This is a genomic window from Lysobacter brunescens (assembly GCF_042677005.1).
Lineage (GTDB): Bacteria > Pseudomonadota > Gammaproteobacteria > Xanthomonadales > Xanthomonadaceae > Lysobacter_I > Lysobacter_I brunescens.
This window is the reverse complement of the sequence record NZ_JBHTIF010000003.1, coordinates 286,522-300,753: the sequence shown is the minus strand read 5'-3', so window position 1 is coordinate 300,753 and position 14,232 is coordinate 286,522. Positions and strand designations below refer to the sequence as shown.

At 68.0% G+C, this 14,232-nt stretch carries 19 protein-coding genes; all 19 read right to left on the bottom strand.

What is annotated here, in order from left to right:
- Position 1: 1 nt before the first annotated feature.
- Positions 2–2,794, bottom strand: coding sequence for a phage tail tape measure protein (locus tag ACFQ0E_RS15360; RefSeq protein ID WP_386825283.1), 2,793 nt, complete (start codon positions 2,792–2,794; stop codon positions 2–4).
- A gap of 126 nt (positions 2,795–2,920) precedes the next feature.
- Entirely contained in the window at positions 2,921–3,256 is a 336-nt protein-coding gene (locus tag ACFQ0E_RS15355) for a phage tail assembly protein (RefSeq protein WP_386825281.1), read from the bottom strand.
- A gap of 104 nt (positions 3,257–3,360) precedes the next feature.
- Entirely contained in the window at positions 3,361–3,870 is a 510-nt protein-coding gene (locus ACFQ0E_RS15350; protein WP_386825279.1) for a phage major tail tube protein, read from the bottom strand.
- Between the two features lie 47 nt (positions 3,871–3,917).
- Positions 3,918–5,081 carry a phage tail sheath subtilisin-like domain-containing protein gene (locus ACFQ0E_RS15345; RefSeq protein WP_386825277.1) on the bottom strand — a complete coding sequence of 388 codons (1,164 nt, stop codon included), beginning with the start codon at positions 5,079–5,081 and terminating at the stop codon, positions 3,918–3,920.
- Between the two features lie 14 nt (positions 5,082–5,095).
- Positions 5,096–5,449: a GPW/gp25 family protein gene (locus ACFQ0E_RS15340; protein ID WP_386825275.1), complete on the bottom strand. Its 354-nt coding sequence runs from the start codon at positions 5,447–5,449 to the stop codon at positions 5,096–5,098.
- The gene (locus tag ACFQ0E_RS15335) at positions 5,446–5,997 is read right to left on the bottom strand and encodes a phage baseplate assembly protein V (protein WP_386825273.1); all 552 of its coding nucleotides are present in this window, start codon (positions 5,995–5,997) and stop codon (positions 5,446–5,448) included. Before ACFQ0E_RS15335 ends, ACFQ0E_RS15340 begins: the two co-directional genes overlap by 4 nt.
- Before the next feature lie 61 nt (positions 5,998–6,058).
- Positions 6,059–6,694, bottom strand: a complete 636-nt coding sequence (locus ACFQ0E_RS15330) for a hypothetical protein (protein WP_386825271.1) — start codon at positions 6,692–6,694, stop codon at positions 6,059–6,061.
- A complete protein-coding gene (locus ACFQ0E_RS15325; RefSeq protein WP_386825269.1) occupies positions 6,694–8,085 on the bottom strand; it encodes a hypothetical protein in 1,392 nt (463 codons plus the stop codon). Before ACFQ0E_RS15325 ends, ACFQ0E_RS15330 begins: the two co-directional genes overlap by 1 nt.
- 4 nt (positions 8,086–8,089) lie before the next feature.
- Complete coding sequence (locus ACFQ0E_RS15320; RefSeq protein WP_386825267.1) at positions 8,090–8,647, bottom strand: phage tail protein I; 558 nt, start codon at positions 8,645–8,647, stop codon at positions 8,090–8,092.
- Positions 8,640–9,536: a baseplate assembly protein gene (locus tag ACFQ0E_RS15315; protein WP_386825265.1), complete on the bottom strand. Its 897-nt coding sequence runs from the start codon at positions 9,534–9,536 to the stop codon at positions 8,640–8,642. The genes ACFQ0E_RS15320 and ACFQ0E_RS15315 overlap by 8 nt, the downstream gene beginning before the upstream one ends.
- 86 nt (positions 9,537–9,622) lie before the next feature.
- Positions 9,623–10,084, bottom strand: a complete 462-nt coding sequence (locus ACFQ0E_RS15310) for a phage virion morphogenesis protein (protein ID WP_386825263.1) — start codon at positions 10,082–10,084, stop codon at positions 9,623–9,625.
- On the bottom strand, positions 10,074–10,574 hold the full coding sequence (locus tag ACFQ0E_RS15305) for a phage tail protein (RefSeq protein WP_386825261.1): 501 nt from the start codon (positions 10,572–10,574) through the stop codon (positions 10,074–10,076). The genes ACFQ0E_RS15310 and ACFQ0E_RS15305 overlap by 11 nt, the downstream gene beginning before the upstream one ends.
- Positions 10,571–11,071 (bottom strand): hypothetical protein, encoded by a 501-nt coding sequence (locus ACFQ0E_RS15300; protein WP_386825259.1) that lies wholly within the window; start codon positions 11,069–11,071, stop codon positions 10,571–10,573. Before ACFQ0E_RS15300 ends, ACFQ0E_RS15305 begins: the two co-directional genes overlap by 4 nt.
- On the bottom strand, positions 11,071–11,727 hold the full coding sequence (locus tag ACFQ0E_RS15295; protein WP_386825258.1) for a glycoside hydrolase family 19 protein: 657 nt from the start codon (positions 11,725–11,727) through the stop codon (positions 11,071–11,073). Before ACFQ0E_RS15295 ends, ACFQ0E_RS15300 begins: the two co-directional genes overlap by 1 nt.
- A complete protein-coding gene (locus ACFQ0E_RS15290) occupies positions 11,717–12,157 on the bottom strand; it encodes a hypothetical protein (protein ID WP_386825256.1) in 441 nt (146 codons plus the stop codon). Before ACFQ0E_RS15290 ends, ACFQ0E_RS15295 begins: the two co-directional genes overlap by 11 nt.
- A 1-nt stretch (position 12,158) precedes the next feature.
- Positions 12,159–12,533 (bottom strand): hypothetical protein, encoded by a 375-nt coding sequence (locus ACFQ0E_RS15285; RefSeq protein ID WP_386825254.1) that lies wholly within the window; start codon positions 12,531–12,533, stop codon positions 12,159–12,161.
- Between the two features lies 1 nt (position 12,534).
- The gene (locus ACFQ0E_RS15280; protein WP_386825252.1) at positions 12,535–12,750 is read right to left on the bottom strand and encodes a tail protein X; all 216 of its coding nucleotides are present in this window, start codon (positions 12,748–12,750) and stop codon (positions 12,535–12,537) included.
- Complete coding sequence (locus tag ACFQ0E_RS15275) at positions 12,750–13,226, bottom strand: head completion/stabilization protein (protein WP_386825250.1); 477 nt, start codon at positions 13,224–13,226, stop codon at positions 12,750–12,752. The genes ACFQ0E_RS15280 and ACFQ0E_RS15275 overlap by 1 nt, the downstream gene beginning before the upstream one ends.
- A 105-nt stretch (positions 13,227–13,331) precedes the next feature.
- The gene (gpM, locus tag ACFQ0E_RS15270; protein WP_386825249.1) at positions 13,332–14,189 is read right to left on the bottom strand and encodes a phage terminase small subunit; all 858 of its coding nucleotides are present in this window, start codon (positions 14,187–14,189) and stop codon (positions 13,332–13,334) included.
- Positions 14,190–14,232 lie beyond the last annotated feature (43 nt).

Sequence of the window (14,232 nt, the reverse complement as noted above, 5' to 3'; positions counted from 1 at the left end):
GTCAGTCACCGGAGTCGGTCAGGGCGCTGCGGGTGCGGGTCTGCCTGGCGCGATCGGCCTCGGCGATGCCCTCGCGCACGGCGCGCTTGATGGTGTTGGGGTCGCCGTTGGCCACCTTGATGGTGATGGCGTAGGTGTTGCCGCCGCCCTGCCCTCTGGCAGCGCCTGCAGGCGCCGTGCCGGGCCGCGTGGCTGTGCCGGGGCGGCCACGGGCCAGCGCCTCGCCTGCGGCCTGTACGCGGCCCTGCAGCGCGTCGATGGCCCGCACCGGCAGTCCGCTGTTGCCGGTGATGCCCAAGGCCAGGCCTGCCATGGTGTGCTGGCCGATGCCCATGAACACGCGGGACGGGCTCTTGATGCCCAGCTTGGCGCGCAGCCCGTCGGGCAGCATGTTGCCGACGCGCTTGATGACGGAGGTAAGCGGACCCATCGCGATCTCGATGCCCACGCGCAGGCCGTCCATGATCTGCCCACCGATGGTGCGCATCCTCGCGGGCAAACCGGTGAAGTAGGCCTTGATCGCGTCCCAGTTGCTGATGATCAGGCCCAGCGGCGACCACTTGAAGGCAACCGCCAGTGCCTCGGCGATCCAGCCGATGACCATGATGGCGCCCTGGATCGCGGGCACCACGAAGATGGACAGCACGTTCGCGAACTTGCGGCCGTAGCCCTCGGCGTTCTTCAGCTCTTCGCTGGTCGAGTTGACGGGCGTCAACAGCTCGGTGATCCACGTCCACACATCGCCGAGCGCGCCGCTCACGGCATCCAGCACCGGGCGCAGCGGTTCCAGCGCGGCCATCAGCTGATCCATCACCGGCGCCAACGACTGCTTCATGCCGTCGAAGAAGCCGGACAGGAATGCCTTGATCGGCTTCCAGTATTTGTAGATCACGCCAGCCAGCAGCGCGACCACGGCGATGACGATAAGCACGGGGCCGGAAATGCCGGCGAACAGCGGCAGCAGCAGCCGCAGGCCATGCATCAGCATCGGGATGGCGTTGCGCGCCAGGGGCATGATGTTGCGCATGAGGGGACCGAAGCGGACGCCAAGCCCCGTGACGGCATAGCGGGCCATCGCCAGCGGGCCGAGCAGCGCGGACACAGCCATGGCGCCGATGCCGAACACGCCGAACAACACCGTGGCGACGGCCGCCATCTTGAGCAGCCCGGCGGTCAGCTGCGGGTTCTCGCGGATCCATTTACCGGCGCGCTCGCTGTAACGGCCCAGTGTCTTGATCAGCTTCTCGATGTCGGGCCGCACGGTTTCGCCGGCCGTGGCCAGGACGTTGGTCAGGGTGCCGGTGGCGGTTTCCCACAGGGCCCTGATGGTGCCGAGCTGCGAATTGACGCGGGTCTGCAGGTTCGCCTGTGCGGCCATCTTGGCCTGCACTTCGCGATAGCCGGCCATGCCCTTCTCGATCATGATGGTCACGACCTGCATGGTCTCGGCATCGTCGCCGAACATCTTGTTGATCACCGCGTTGCGGGTCTGCGTGTCGAGCCGGCGCAGCTGCGCCAGCTGCGCGTACATCTTTTCGAGGCCGGCGAACTCGCCACGGCCGTCGCTGAAGTCCAGCTTGATGCCGGTGCCGGCGAGGATTTCGTTGGCGTTGCCCAGCTTCTTGAGGTCGAGGCTGTACTGGAAGGCCTTGCGGAACGCATTGCCGGCCGCCTCGCCCTTGATTCCCGCCTGATCGGCGAGCACCAGCAGCGGCGCCAGCGCTTCGGCCGCCTGCAGGCCCTCCATGCGCAGGGTGCTCAATGCCGGCGACAGCTTCGAGAAGCCCTGCAGCATGTTGTTCTGGTCGACGCCGAGGTAGAACGTGCGCTGGATGACGTCGGACAGCGCGAGCATGTCGCGTTCGCTGGTGCGCGTGGCGTCCTGCAGCTTGGCGCTGAATTCGGCGGCCTCGGTGTAGGGGATGCGCAGCTGCGCGCCCAGGTACGCCGTCGCCTCGCCCAACCCGCCGAGGATGACCGTGGACGACATGCCCTGCCGGCGCAGCATGGTCAGCATTTCGTAGAAGTCGGACGTGGTGCCCGGCAGGCGGTCGCCCAGGCTCTTGGCCAGCGCGTCGAGCTTCGCGAACTCGGCCGACACCCGGCCATCGGCGCCCATCATGGACGCCTGCAGCTGCGCGGCGGCTTCCTGCTGCTTGGCAAAGGCGAGGATGGGCGCCAGCGTTGCCGCACCCATGGCGCCCGCGCCGGCCGTTGCCGAAGCGCCGGTGCTGCGCAGGTTCGCTGCTGCCGCCTGTGCCTTGTTCACGGCCTCCTGCGCCCGCTGCACGCGGCGGTTGGCGTCGGCCAGGGCGCGCAGCTTGGTGGTCTGCTGATCGACGCGCGTGTTCGCCGCGGCGATCTTCATCGCCAGGTCCTTCTCGTGCTGGCTGAGCTTGGCGACCGAGATGCCGGCGGCCTGCAGGCCCTCGCGCGATCGGCGCAACGCGCCGAGGTTGGCGACGTGCGTGGCGCGGCTCTTCTCCAGCGCCCTGGTCGCGCGGGCCAGCTCGACGGCCTGCTTGCGCGTGGGTTCGACGGTGCCTTCGGTGGCGGCCTTGATGGCCTTCAGGCGCTGCGTGGCAGCGGCGAGCGCGACCTTTGACGCATCGGCGTCGATCTTGAGCTTGCGGAAGCCCTGCACGCGCTGCTGCAGGGCATTGAGTGCCGCCAGCTCATCCTTGCTCTGGCGCAGCGCCTTGGCCGTTGCGCCGGATTCCTTGTTGATCGCGCGCAGCGGGCGCGTGGCGCGATCGATGGCAGACAGGATGAGTTCGAGCTGCAGCTTATCCATCGTTCTGCCTTCGGTTCTGGTCTACGGCCCGCTGGTACCACTCCATCAGCTCGTCGATCGCCATGGGGCCTGTGACCTGCGGGTTGAAGCCACCCCATGTGCCGAAGAGGTAGGCTTCGGCGTCCTCTACGCACTCAGGGATTGCAGGTCGCCCGCTGCCTTCGGGAACAAAAAACCCAGCACGATCCCGCCGGCCTTCAGCAGGTCGGCCACGTCCAGCTGGGCTACGTCGTGCTCGGTCAGTGCTGGCGTGCTGATGCGCGGCAGCAGCTTGGTGAGCTGGTCCACGTCCATCTGCGCCAGGGTGGCCAGTTGCAGGCCGCGCGTGGCTTCCACGTTCGGCTTGCGCAGTTTGACCACGCTGATGGTCATGTCGCCACGGTTGATGGGCTGTTCCAGCGTGAAAGCGTGCGGGTCGCGCTGGGGCGCGGCCGCTGCGGTGTCAGTGTCGGTCTGATTCATGGGTGGGTCTCGTTATGTGGTGCGCGGTGTGCGCGTTGGTGCCGTGGGAAAAAGCGCTGCCGGCGCCGACACCTTCACGCCGACAGCGAAAGCGAGTGCCGGCGTTACAGACCGATGATGGCGCGGAAGGCCGCGTCGGTATCCACGCCGTCGACGATGGTGATGCCGGCCAGCTGGTCGATCTCGATGACGGTCTGTCCGTCGATCACGACCTTGTAGTAGCTGATCGGGAACTTCATCTTCTGCTCGGACTTCTCGCCAGCCTTCTGCGTGCCGAACTCGATTTCCTGGAACCGTCCGCGCATGGTCACTTCCAGCGACTGCGGGATGGCACTGGTGCCGGACTTGTAGGCACCGACCCAGCGCAGTTGCACGCCATCCACGGTGGGTGCGGCGTAGTGCGACAGCGCACGGCGGACCAGGCCGCCGAACTTGATCGACGCCTCCATGGCTTCGTTGCCGAAGTCCAGCTTGACCGGCCCGCCCATGCCGCCGGACTGGAATTCCTCGAATTTGCGCGACAGCTTGGGCAGTTCGACTTCTTCGGTCTCGCCGAGGAAGGAATCGCCGTTGATGAAGGTGTTGAAGCGGTACAGCGAATAGGGCAGGCCCATGGGATCCTCCGGGATCTATGCGTGTGCGTGGCGCCGGTGCCGGCGGATCAGGCGGCGATGGCCTGGGCGAACTGGAAGAAGAACTCGTCGGTGATGGCCTGATCGACGGTGATCGACTCCATCGGCGGCACGGCTGTATACGTGCACGAGATGCGCAGCTGACCGGCCGCCAGCTGGTTGGGCTGGTTCAGTGCGGGGTCGATGAAGTAGCGAGCGCCGATCAGCTGACCCAACGCCACGCGGGCGCGGGCGCGGGCGTTCATGCTTTCCGTCATGTCGCGGATGGACTGCACACCCATCGGCTTGTCGATGTAGGCGGCCAGCACATCGGCGGCGTCCTCATGCAGCACCTGCGCGGTGCGCGTTGCAGACTCGAAGGCGAAGGCCGCGTCGTCGGAGGTGGTGCGGTTGCCCCAGAACCGGTAGCCATTCGAGTGGATCACCGCGCACACATCGTTGGTGTTCAGGTAGCCGGCATCATTCGCGCCGCTGAGAATGTCGAAGCTGACATCCTGCGCGAGACCGAGGATGCCGTTGATCGCCACGTTCGACAGGGTCTTGTGCCAGCCCATGGTGGCGTCGATCTTGGCGCGCATGCCGAGCGCGTAGGCGCTGGCCGGCGCTTCGACGTTGTCTTCCTCCACGGTGTCGAAGCGGACCACGTTGGGCCACAGCAGTACCAGCTCGCGGGCATCGAAGTTGTCGCGGAAGGTGGCGGCCTCTTCCTTGGTGGCGCCCTCGGCATTGGCGTAGCACATGCCGCGCACGGCCTGGGCGACCGATACCATGGCGGCGATCACCGCCTGCGTTTCCAGCCCCGGCGCGCCGATGATCTTGGGCACCAGGCCGAAGCGCTGCCGGGAGACGCGGGCACCCTGCAGGCCGGTGTAGGTGGCACCGCTGCTGCTGCCGATGGTGTTGGCGGCCGTGGCGGCCGCGTCCTCGCCGGCCGGCACGCGCATGACGATGACCAGCGGCTCGCACTGGTCGGCGATGGCGAGCAGCGCACCGCGCAGCGTGCCGGTGGTGCCGGCGGCGCCCACGGCGGCGCGGACGTTGGTGATCAGCACCTGATCGTTGGCCGGGAAGGTGTCGGCATCGGCGTCGTCGCCGGTCGCGACCAGGTAGATGACGGCATTCGGTGCGCGCGACGCCGGGCGGGCGCCGACGCTGCTCTCGACGATGTTGATGCCGTGGAAGGGTGCGCTCATGGTGGGGCCTCGCTTCAGTTGCCTGTGATGGGGATGGACAGCCGAACGGCTTCGGCCTTGCCGGGGGTATCGATGCGGAATCCTTCGATCCGCACGGTGAATTGCGATGTGCTCGGGCCTTGGTCAACGGCGACGCGCTGCAGGCGCAGGCGTGGCTCCCAGCGGCGCAAGGCCTGCGCGGTGGCGCCGAACAGGCGCACGCGGTTCTCGGCGTTGTACGGGTGGTCCACCAGCGCGGGCAGCAGCGAGCCGTAGTCGCGGCGCATGGGCAGCGTGCCGACGGGCGTGGTGAGGATGTCGAGCACCGACTGCGCCAGGTGTTCGACGCCGTCTGCGGCCTTCCCGGTGCGGGCGTGCATGCCGATCATGCGGGCGGACCCGATGTGCCGCTGCCGGACTGGACGCCGGTGTGCGGGTGCGTCTTCAGGCTCTTGCCGCCGCCGATGACATCCTCGGTCGCGGTCACGGTCTTCGTGCAGTCGATCTTGCCGTCGACCTCCACATCCCCGGTGATCTTGATCTTGGTGGCGGTGATGTCGATCTCGCCGCCATCCGCGAGCGTGGCGGTCAGCTTCTTGGCGGCGTGGTTGTAGACGATGCGCGTGCCGTCCGGGTACTCGGTCACGTCCTCATCGGCGCTGGCGGACGGCGCGGCGTTGCTGGTGGTGTACAGGCCAAGCAGCGCCACCGCGCCGTGCGTGTCGCCGCCGGGGCATAGCAGCACGACCTGTTCGCCAACGGTCGGCGGAGACCAGCGCCGCGTGGTGCCGGCGCGCTGCGCCGCCCAGGGCACGGCATCGGTGAGGATGTCGCCCGAACGCACGCGGCAGGTCGCGGTTGCGACATCGACCGATTCGATCGTGCCGAACAGCGTGGCGGCCTGCAGCTCGCGTGGCGTGTCGTCGTGCGTACTCATGCCGCAAACGTTGCCACGCACGCGCGCGGGACTCACGCGGCGGCGGTTGTAAGCGCGGGGATTACGTGATGCCGGCGCCGGCTTCCATGCGGACAGCGTAGGTGTGCACGGTTGCGCCGTCACTGATGCGCTGGATATCGATCTGCAGGTTTGCCCACGCCGTGACAAATACCGCGTTGGGCACGGTCACCGACAAGGCGATGCTGCGCGATTCACTGATCTGCAGCCAGGTGTCCAACGTGCCGCTCAATGTGCCGGCGGTGGACTTCGATATCAACCGGAAGCGCACCCGGTAGGCATCGCCGCTGGTGGACGTTGGGTTCAGAATGAAGTTTGCGGTGGCGGCGCCGCCGTTGACGAAGGTGACGGTGCCGTTGCGGTTGAAGGCCATGGACACCGTGGCGGTGACCGGAGGTGTAGATCCTTCGTTGACCACAATCAGGTCGGCAGGCACGGCCGCCGTGTTGATGTAGACGGCGCTGCCCTTCTGCGCCCACAGCGTGGTCACGTCCACGTCCACGCCGCCGATGCGCACGGTGAAGCCAATGTCGGGGCGTTTGGTGCCGTGCTGGATGTGCGCGAATTTCATGGGCACGCCATCGTCGGTGAAGCTGTGCGCCTGCGGCCCGTCGCCGATCACGTCCGCATCGAACAGGTCTTCCCAGGGCTGCCCCTGCCAGAGGATGCGGCCAGGCATCAGCGCGACTCCTCGATCGCGCGCAGGCGGCGGTCGATGTCCAGCACGGCGGCGCAGGCGACGGTGAACAGTGGGTGGTAGTTGACGCCATCGGGACGGCCCTGGGCATCGCGCAGCACGCAGAAATCCAGCGGGCCATCGGCCAGGCGCTCGGCGATCACGCCGGCCGATTCGAGGCCGCTCTCGCGCATCCGGTACCAGCAGAACCCGATGTCGCGCAGGATCTGCATGGCGTCGGCCGGGTCGATGCCCCGGATCAATTCCTTGTAGCGCTCGGACGATGGCGGCGCGCTGGTGCCGTTGAAGGTAGGCGCGGCGACCGTACCGGTGAACGTGGCGCCGGACAGGTTGGCCTTGGCGTCCAGCGCAAGCTGCAGTCCGCCGATGTCGGCGATGACCAGGGCTACGGCGCCGGTCTTCCCGGCGACGCTGAGCACGGCATCGGTGGGCGTGCGCAGCTCGGTCCAGTCGCTCATGGTGCCGGACGTGCCGGCGTTGCGCATGTAGGACCGGTTGAGGTCGGTGCGCACCGCCACGTCGCCACGCTGCGCTGACAGCGCCAGCTGTGCCGCCTGCGATGCCACCGGGAAGACGTCCACGACGGCGATGCTGGGCAGGTACGATTCCGGCACCTTGCCGCCGGCATCCAGTGGCGCGACGCCGCCGTTGGCGCCGCGAGACGTGGCGAGCAGGAACGCCGTCGCCTGCAGGCCATCCAGCGTGTCGGCATCCAGTCCGTTGCCGGTGCCTTCGTCCTTCAGCGCCGCCGACTTGAGGCCGAGGTCACTGCGCAGCTGTGCCGCCGTCGTCCGCGCCAGCATGGTCTTGGTGAGCGCGCTCGGGGCCTCGGCGCCGAACCGGTCATCGATCTGTGCCTTGGTCGTGGCGGGGGCCATCGCGGTATCGGTGTTCACGCCGCCGATGGCCTGCAAGGTGCTCGATCTGCGGGTCACGCCCAGCACCGTTTCGGACGCGGGCGGATTGGTGAAGCCGCCACCGCTGAAAGTGATGGTGGCGGTGGTCAGCTCGGCCAGGCGCACGTCCACGCTGAGCAGCAGCTGCGCGGCGCTGGCCTTCTCGGTGATGACGTTCGCGGCATTCTCATCGCCACCGATGGCGAACAGCGTGCCGTCGTCCAGGTAGGCCGCGAGCCCGCGCAGGCTGTAGGTGTCGGTGGTGTTGTCGACGATGGTGACGTGGATGGTTTCCTCGTCCACCACGTCGCCGCCGAAGCTGGTGACGCGCTTGATCTCGCCGGGCAGCGAGGTGGCGGTGGACGGGTTGAAGGCTGTGGCGGTGAGGCCGATCTCGGCGATCACCGTTTCCTGCGTCCCAGTTCCTTGATTGTTTCTCAGCGCGGCGCGGCCGGCGGCGGTGATGCGCAGTTGCATGGGCTTATCCCGTTGCGGTGACTTCGATGCGGCGGTACGTCTGGACACGCGCGGCGGCGACCAGCGCGACATCGCCGCGTGCCTGCACGCCCTGTGTGAAGGTGAAATGCGAGCGCACTGGCTTGGTGCGGATGACCTCGGCGATGATGTCGTCGACGTAGGCAGCAGACGCGGTGTAGGGGTCGCCGGCATCGGCCACGTTCAACGTGATCTCGAAGGTGTGCGGCGGCGCAGCGATGCCGGCGGCCTGCATCTCGAACCATTCGCGCAGCACCAGCGAGCCACCGAAGCTGGCGACCACTTCGCGCACGGCTGCAGCGGTTCCCTTTCGCCTGTGCACCGACAGCGAGGCCTTGATGCGGGCGCGCTGCACGTGCTCGGGCCACTGCGGCCGCCAGGTGTCGACCGAGTACGCCCAGGCGAGGAACGGCAGGAACCGCGCCGGGCAGGTGTCGGGGTTGTTGATCTGGCCGATGGGGTGCTGGATGTCGAAGGCGCGCTCGGCGACCTGCTCCAGCGCCCGCATCAGCGGCGTGGCGTTGGGCGGCAGGATGCTAGGCATCGATGCCACCGTGGATCAGCTCGATGACGGTGCAGTGCCCGACCTCGCCGGGGCCGATGGTGATGCTGCTGGCCGGCGTGATCAGCACCACGCGGCTGACGCCTTCGACGTGCAGCGCGGCGTAGATGGCGGACAGCGGGATGTCGCGTGCAATCCGCTTGAGCGCGTCGCGGGTGGCCTCGGCATTGGCCTGCGCCGCAGCGATCACCAGCGCGGAATCCGGGCCCTCGAAGGTGTAGATCTCCGCCTCGATCGCGTAGTCGACCACGGTGACGTTGTTGACCGTGACCAGGTCGGTAAGCGGGCGGACGGTGTCGCCGGACAGCCGTGCCACGACGGCATCGCGTGCGGCGGTGCTGGGCACGCCGTCGCCGACGCGCGACAGGATGGTGACGACGACCTCGCCGGGCTCGGGCGAATCGACCGACGCATCGAGGATGTCGGGGTGTGCGCCAAGCGCGTGGAAGACGTAGCTACCGGCGCTGCCGGCAGTGGTGTAGGACTCCGGCGCCAGCTGCACGCGGCGGCGCAGCTCCGCATCGCTTTCCATCACGGCCGGTGTGTTGGTCTCGGGATCTGCAGGCACCAGCACCTTGCGGGTGATCAGCAGGTTGGCGGCGAGGTGGTCGAGATTCGAGCCGGTGGCGAAGGCAAGCATGTTCTGCCGCGTGGCGTCGTTGATGCGCTGCCGCAGCACCATCTCGCGGTATGCACAGACGATCAGGACCTTGTAGGCCGGGTCGGATTCGGTGATCGCACTGAACTGCGGGAAGACGTCCGGGTTGGTCAGCGTGGCGACCATGTCCGCGAGAATTACCTCGAAATCCAGCACTTCCACCGCTGCGGGCGCGGGCAGCCGGCTGACATCGATGGCGGTGAATTCGGTCATGGCCGCAGGCGTGGGAAGGTTCCGCCTAGCGTCGACGCGCGCGCGCGTATCCTCCAGCGGCGGCGACCGTGAACGCCGGGATTACGTCATCGCGCGGAAAGATGCTGCAGCAGCAGGTCGCGCATGCGCTCGCGGTCTTCGGGCGTGAAGCCCAGCAGCTTGCGGCGTTCGTAGCGCACGGACGGGCCGCCCGGCTTGACCTGATCGACCAGCCCTTCCTGATGCACCAGCGCGATGCGCGCCACGCGGCCGAAGAAACCCACGGCAACGCCATCGGGGGTGGCCTGCACGCGCAGGTAGTCTGCCTTGGTGAGTTGCCGGAACAGCTTGCCGTCGCGCTGCCGGCGGATGCGGCCGGCCTGGTCGCGCAGGGCCTTGCGCGGCACGAACTGTCGGCCATCGGCGTCGAGCTGGGCCTGCACGCGGGCGTGCTGTGATCGGCGAATCTCGCGGCCCATGGTCATCGACAGTGCGCGGCGCTCGCCGGGCGACAGCCGCGCAAGCAGCGGCTCGGCCCAGGTCTCCAGCGCGGTCAAGTCATCGCTCACCCGGGTCGTCCGTGCTCGGGAACGGGCGGATTATCTGGCCGTCCACAGTAACGCCCCAGCCTGCGGGGTAATGAGGTGCTTCCCACTGCGGTTCCTGGCCATCTTCGACCTCAAAGCCACCGCCCGGACGTGGTGTGAACTTCGCGTGTTCGGTGAGCGGCAGATCGATCTGGACATCCGCCAACGCGTTGTCCAGCAGCTCGACTTCGAAGCGGACCATGGCACGGCGCTGCGGGTTCTGCGCCACGTCTTCCTGATGGCGGTTGATCCAGTCCCACAGCACCGCCGTGAACTCGCGCATGTCGCCCGCGAAGTCGATCAGCAGGATGCGCGCCGTGTAGGCGTAACCGATGTGCAGCGGCTCGCCGGGTTCGGACAGCACGTCGCCGAAGGTGCCGCCTTTCACGAAGACGGAGATGGCCTGCGGGTTGGCGGCCAGCCAGCCGAAATGGGTGGTGAGGTGGTCGCGCAGTGAGTGGACCTTGTTCACCGCCCTGCCCCACCCTCGATCAGGCGCACGTGTTCCTGCAGCGCGATCAGCTGCGCGGCGATGGCGTGGCAGGTGGTGTAGTTGTCGGCGACGGTTTCGGCGACGGTAGAGAGCGCAACGGCGGGGGCGGACGCATCAGCAGCTCCGGTGCCGGCCTGGGCGGGGGGCACTCCCTGGGCTGCGGCGTCATGCAGGCGGACAAAGCCATCACGGATAGCGCAAGCGCGATCATCTTCAACGGTGACATAGCGCGGGACCTCTTTCACGATGGTGGCGCCGACTTCGCGCACCACGCGCACGCGATCGACGTAACGGGTGACGATGCGTTCCTTGCCGGCCTCGGTGGTGAGCGCGGACTGCAGCATGCCGACCTGAACCAACGCGGCCTGTGCCTTGCGCTGCTCTTCGTCCGCCCTGCCGTCGGCGCGCAAGCTGTAGATGATCGACAGCAGCAGCGCGATGACGAGGGCGACGATGATGGCGACGGTGGCACGCATCAGCTGATCCCCAGCACGCGGAACACATGCAGCTTGCGGCGGTGCCTGTCGTCCTGCCCCATGGGCATGCGGCGGGTCTTGGCTGTGCCGAGGTTGATGATGCGGCCGATCGACAAGCCGTCGTTCTGGTCGGCGTAGACGTTCAAGCCCTTGTCCTTCCACCACGCGCAGGCGACGGCGGCGCCGCCCTCGATGCCCGACACCAGGTCCGGCTGTTCAACCAGCGGCAGGCCGGTGTCGCGCGCCATGTCGGCGTAGTTGCCGCGCCCGGTGAGGCCGATGGGGCCACGCCCGCGATAGCGCCAGCCGTCGCCGCTGGCCTCGTCGCCGTTGCCGTTGCGGCCGGCGTAGACGAAGTTGGCCAGCGCCTGCGGATTGCGCGCCAGGCGGGCGGATTGCGCAGCAGCGCGCGCCCAGACGCTGCCGGGACCGTTGGCCACGCCCATCTCGGCCAGGCGCTGCGCGCTGTAATTCATGCTTTCCACGCCGCGCGTCAGCCCCTGGCTTTCATGACCGATCTGCGCGAGGAAATGGCCGATGCGGCGCGGGGTGTTGATGCCGTGGCGGGCCATGCGCCCCCACAGCACCGGGAACCATGCGTCCGCCAACGACTGCGGGCACTGCAGGCACTCGGCGAGCTTGCGGCTATCGAGCACGGCGGTCCTCTCCCTTGAACGGCCGCTGCACGCGGCGCCTCTCGCCGATGAAGACATAGCGAATCCACGGACAGGGCGTGGTCGTCGCCACTTCCAGCGCGAGGCACAGGACGAGCGCAGCCCCGAAGGGCCCGACCACCCCCGTGAAGAGCAGTTCGAACAGCGCGGCGGGCGCTGCTGCGAACACCAGCGCGGCGGTGATGGCGCGCACGACGGGACGGATGGCGCGTCGCCAGGCCTCGGTGTCGATCGCATGCAGGCCGAAGCGGGCACCGTGGATGCAGGCGCCTGCGGTGACCCGCCACGCGGTGGCGAGAATCGTAAGGCCGGGGTGCATCTCGGCGAGCTTGGCGCCGGCCGTGAGCCAGCCGACGATGGCCGCGAAGACGATGGCGAGATGCGCGAGGGCTAGGATGTGATCGGGAGACATGTCATTCACCTTTTGCAGCCTTGCGGATGCGCTCGGTTGCCCCCTGGCGGAACGCGTTGTAGAACAGCTTCCCGCCCGACGCGATCAGCAGCGCGATGGGCGCGGCGATGCGGTGGTCGAGGTTGAACAGGTAGACGGCGACGACGGCGCATGCCGCCGACACCAGCGCATAGCACATGGCCATGCCGTACACGCGCAGTCGCGAGCCGCGCGGCTGGTCGAGGAATACCCAGATCGCGGCGCCGAGGAAGGCCATGAAGAGCACGGCGGCCGGGATGGCCACCTGGTCGAAGGGCCAGCTCCACGCCAGCACGGCTGACGATGCGGGCAGTGCGACGTTCTCGGCGATGTTCCGGGCGAAATGATGCGCGTGCATGTCAGTCCCACAGCTTGATGGTGCGCGATTCCGTTCGCACGGTCGCCACGGTGTCGGGTATCAGGATCGGATGGCCTGCGGGCAGCTGGACGCCGACGGCCGCGAGGCCGGGGTTGGCGTCGAAGACGGCTTCGGTGATGCCCATGGTCCGGCCGACGTGCCGCCAACACACGGCGTCCACCGTGTCGCCTGCCTGTGCGCGCACCGTCATCGCCATCAGACCAGCCCGCTGACGGTGTGCGGCAGGCCGCGGATGTCCTGCAGCGCCCAGAACGCGTTCCGGCGGGCCTCTCCGATGCGCGCGTCCAGCATCTCGGCGCGTCGCTGGCCTTCGGCGGTGAGGTCGTAGCCCCGGTGCTTCTCGAACAGGTCGGCTTCGACATAGCCGCAGACGGCGCGGAAGTAGAAGCCCGACTTGACGTGCTCGCCGTCGATGGTCTCGGACGGGACAGCGGCGAGGTTGGCGGCGCCAGTGGCCTGCACCTGTTCGTCCTTCCACGCCCGCAGTTCGTTGTTGACCTGGGCGATGCCATGGCGGATGGCGCGACGCAGCCGCGTGGTGGTGATGGTGCCGTCGAGCACGAGGTCTTCGCGGACCTGGGCGAGGCTGACCGCCGGGAACCAGCCATCGCTGGCGATGGTGATGGCGGCCTCGGCCTGCGAGATGTTCGGTGTTGCGACCAATCCGGCCATGAGGCACCTGTGTGTGGTTGTAGGCGGTGGACCGTGGGCATGCCGGGGGATGCAGGGGATGCGCCCGACATCCCACGGTGCCGCCTGTCGCGCGGGTCGACTCGGTTACGGCGCGGGTTCCTTGGCGGGCGGCGGCGGCTGTCCATTGCCGCCGTCGTCCGACTTGGCCGATGCGTCCCCGGCACCGTCCTGGCCGGTTTCCGCGCCGGTACTACTCGCGCTCTCGGTGGTGTTCGGTTTGCCTGCGGCCTCGGCCGCGCGGCGCTTGTCGTACTCGGCCAGCCAGCGCTCGGCGCGCTCGATCGGCTTCTTCACGCCGACCTGCGTGTGCAGCTCGAAGGCGCGGCGCATGTGGCCGAGGGATTCGCGGATGGGCGATTCGTCAGCGTCGGTGTAGCTGGTGGGCAGCTCCGCCGGCAGCAGCGCCATCCCGGCGGCCTTGTGCAGCTTGGCGCGCACCTGGTCGTGCATGTCGTGACCGGCGGTCAATTCGATTGCGACAAGGATGGCCGACATCAAAGGTTTCGCCCCGGTGTCGAGCGCCTTCAGCGCATCGTCGGCCACGACCTCGGCGATGACGGTCGCGGGCGGTCGCTTGTACTCGTCGGGCATCTTCAGGCCATGGCGCAGCACGTACTCGCCGACGACGAAAGCATCGGTGTAGGCGCCGACATCCAGCAGCCAGGGCAGCGCATGCGCCACCACCGGGTCCTGCGCGCCACGGTCGCCTTCGACCGCACCCATGACCCACGGCATGATGTCGCCGAGCGCGGTGCGCTTGTACTCGATCTTCTTCTCGATCGAGCTGATGGCCTTCAGGCGCGACTTGTGGGACGCGAGCACGCGAAGGACGGCTTCGTGGGCGGTGTCTTCTTCGACCGCTGCCAAGTCGGCACCCTGCGGGGCAACGCCGAGCCTGGCAGCGCGCTTGCGCATGAAAGTGGAGCGGCAGAGGTTCGTCATGTGGGGCCTGTGGTGTCTATCGGGGCAGGCCTTGGCATGCCCC

What these genes read in the sequence shown, in the direction of transcription:
- ACFQ0E_RS15360 (WP_386825283.1), bottom strand. Translation starts at nt 2,794, where the DNA reads ATGGATAAGCTGCAGCTCGAACTCATCCTGTCTGCCATCGATCGCGCC.
- ACFQ0E_RS15355 (WP_386825281.1), bottom strand. Translation starts at nt 3,256, where the DNA reads ATGAATCAGACCGACACTGACACCGCAGCGGCCGCGCCCCAGCGCGAC.
- ACFQ0E_RS15350 (WP_386825279.1), bottom strand. Translation starts at nt 3,870, where the DNA reads ATGGGCCTGCCCTATTCGCTGTACCGCTTCAACACCTTCATCAACGGC.
- ACFQ0E_RS15345 (WP_386825277.1), bottom strand. Translation starts at nt 5,081, where the DNA reads ATGAGCGCACCCTTCCACGGCATCAACATCGTCGAGAGCAGCGTCGGC.
- ACFQ0E_RS15340 (WP_386825275.1), bottom strand. Translation starts at nt 5,449, where the DNA reads ATGATCGGCATGCACGCCCGCACCGGGAAGGCCGCAGACGGCGTCGAA.
- ACFQ0E_RS15335 (WP_386825273.1), bottom strand. Translation starts at nt 5,997, where the DNA reads ATGAGTACGCACGACGACACGCCACGCGAGCTGCAGGCCGCCACGCTG.
- ACFQ0E_RS15330 (WP_386825271.1), bottom strand. Translation starts at nt 6,694, where the DNA reads ATGCCTGGCCGCATCCTCTGGCAGGGGCAGCCCTGGGAAGACCTGTTC.
- ACFQ0E_RS15325 (WP_386825269.1), bottom strand. Translation starts at nt 8,085, where the DNA reads ATGCAACTGCGCATCACCGCCGCCGGCCGCGCCGCGCTGAGAAACAAT.
- ACFQ0E_RS15320 (WP_386825267.1), bottom strand. Translation starts at nt 8,647, where the DNA reads ATGCCTAGCATCCTGCCGCCCAACGCCACGCCGCTGATGCGGGCGCTG.
- ACFQ0E_RS15315 (WP_386825265.1), bottom strand. Translation starts at nt 9,536, where the DNA reads ATGACCGAATTCACCGCCATCGATGTCAGCCGGCTGCCCGCGCCCGCA.
- ACFQ0E_RS15300 (WP_386825259.1), bottom strand. Translation starts at nt 11,071, where the DNA reads ATGCGTGCCACCGTCGCCATCATCGTCGCCCTCGTCATCGCGCTGCTG.
- ACFQ0E_RS15290 (WP_386825256.1), bottom strand. Translation starts at nt 12,157, where the DNA reads ATGTCTCCCGATCACATCCTAGCCCTCGCGCATCTCGCCATCGTCTTC.
- ACFQ0E_RS15285 (WP_386825254.1), bottom strand. Translation starts at nt 12,533, where the DNA reads ATGCACGCGCATCATTTCGCCCGGAACATCGCCGAGAACGTCGCACTG.
- ACFQ0E_RS15280 (WP_386825252.1), bottom strand. Translation starts at nt 12,750, where the DNA reads ATGGCGATGACGGTGCGCGCACAGGCAGGCGACACGGTGGACGCCGTG.
- ACFQ0E_RS15275 (WP_386825250.1), bottom strand. Translation starts at nt 13,226, where the DNA reads ATGGCCGGATTGGTCGCAACACCGAACATCTCGCAGGCCGAGGCCGCC.
- gpM (WP_386825249.1), bottom strand. Translation starts at nt 14,189, where the DNA reads ATGACGAACCTCTGCCGCTCCACTTTCATGCGCAAGCGCGCTGCCAGG.